Here is a 1,999-nt window from a genome sequence, read left to right as displayed (position 1 = left end):
GAGGTTGATAACTAGGTTTAGAACTAAAATAATTATTACTATTTTCATTAGAAAAACTTGTTAAACTTAAAATTTGAATCATCCCGAATTTTTAGGATTGGGACTATTCTCCAAGTTTTTATCAAAAAAGCGGTCGAAAAATAGGTTTTCGACCGCTTTTTTGATGCTATTTTGTTTGTTATGAGGCTTTAGACACAAGCATTGCCTCTCTACAGCTGAAATACAAATTCTTACATAATCGCACACACCCTAAGTCACTAAATTAAGGATGACCCATAATTGTGTTTTAGGCATAGGGCGAAGAGTGTAACGATAGATAGTTTTTTTTCAAATGCCCACTGCTGAACGCCTAGAGCAAAAGAAATTTAGCACATTTCGAAAAATCACGTTTATTTCTCTAGCTCACAGCCTCAAGGCTATTGCCTCAAGAACGCCACACAGCTCAAATCTAATTCTAATAATTGTAGTGCGTACGAACTAGGCCTCTGTAGCCACGCTCCTGCAACCACATGACTCTTTCTGAGGCAGCTTCCTTGGTACTAAATTCACCGAATAAAATACGATAAACTTTACCCATATCTTTTTGTCCTACTTGTACAAAGATTTCGTCAGGCGATAATCCTAATTTTACCAATTCATCATACATATCATGAATTTTATTTAGGCTTGTTAAGGCAGTAACCTGAACAGCGAATCCTCTAGGAGATCTTACGCCACCATTGATATCATAAGTTCTATCCTCCGAAAATGCAGTTGAGTAGCTACTTGGAGAAGTAGCTGGAACAGAAGCCTGAGGCATTAACGAATTAGGTTGTACTGGAACTCTGTCCTGAGTACTTGCTGCGATATCATAATCTCTATAAATATTTACCTGAGTGGCAGGACGTGCATTCAACACTTCAACTCTTACTTGCGCTCTTCCACTAGCAATCATGCCTAATCTTGAAGCGGCCTCTCTCGACAAATTCAATAGTTTCCCTTCTTCTTCACAACGGCAATAATCGTTAACTCGTACATCAACCGTACGGTTGTTTTCCAAATTGGTAACTCTAAGTAAAGTATTGAGCGGATATCTCGAATGTGAGGCTGTCAATTGAGAATCGTCATAGCGTTCACCATAGGAAGTTAAGTTACCTGTCAGATTTTTTCCGTAATACTTTGCAATACCCTCTTCTACTACATTATTTCCATAAGAACCACTATACTCAGAATTTTGAGCTTTTGTAACCATCAAACCACCTTGAACTAAAATCAGGAAAGCGGATGCGATTAATTTTTTCATAATTGTTATTCAGATTATGTGTTTATTGTCAGATGTGCTTTGAAAACGATATGCTAATATTTCGAAGTAACCTTCGAAGCTTGAAGTAAATAGTTAAATAGTTTAAATCATAAATTGCACTATTGACTTCAAAAACTATGCCAGCTCACAAATGTCTTTGCAAAGTTCAGACTTGGTGAACTTAAAAGCCAGAAAAACAATATTAAAAGCTAAAAAAAGCTGACAGGGTAAGAAAATTTAATTTGAAATTTTTCTTTTTGTAAAAATCTTAAAACTAGGTTTTGTCCAATTATTGAACAAAAACAAATATTTTATAACTTGTGAAGTAAGGAGATATGAGATGAGTATGATTTACACCAAGAAAATAATCTATAGATATCTCGGTAACTTAGACTAGTTTTATAATTGATTTCATGGGCAAGATCAAATTTAACCAGTGAGTCTTCGACAAGGTACATCTTATATTACAAATAGAAGATATGTAGCTTATAGACTAAAGCACATAAATTAAATCTAATTTTACACTATTATTCAACCACTATTGTTGTGTAAATCCTTAATTATTTACTAGCTTAAATCGTGCCAAACTTTTGAAAAACTCAAAAAAATATCTTAAAAACTTGTTTTTATCTTAAGATTTTAGATTTCGACATTTAGAAATATATTTGTGGACGCTCACTAGTTGTTTTTTAGTACTTAAAGTTTAGGCATGAGGCA

1 protein-coding gene is annotated in these 1,999 nt (G+C 34.1%); it reads right to left on the bottom strand.

Going from position 1 to position 1,999, the window contains the following annotated elements; genetic code table 11:
- Positions 1-454 precede the first annotated feature (454 nt).
- Positions 455-1,282 carry a septal ring lytic transglycosylase RlpA family protein gene (locus ACOVQ4_RS08935; protein WP_421820307.1) on the bottom strand — a complete coding sequence of 276 codons (828 nt, stop codon included), beginning with the start codon at positions 1,280-1,282 and terminating at the stop codon, positions 455-457.
- Positions 1,283-1,999 lie beyond the last annotated feature (717 nt).

The organism is Flectobacillus sp. (assembly GCF_049240685.1).
Classification (GTDB): Bacteria; Bacteroidota; Bacteroidia; order Cytophagales; family Spirosomataceae; genus Flectobacillus.
This window is presented reverse-complemented; position numbering and strand designations above follow the sequence as displayed.

Coding starts and splice junctions, on each gene's coding strand:
- ACOVQ4_RS08935 (WP_421820307.1), bottom strand. CDS start 1,282: ATGAAAAAATTAATCGCATCCGCTTTCCTGATTTTAGTTCAAGGTGGT.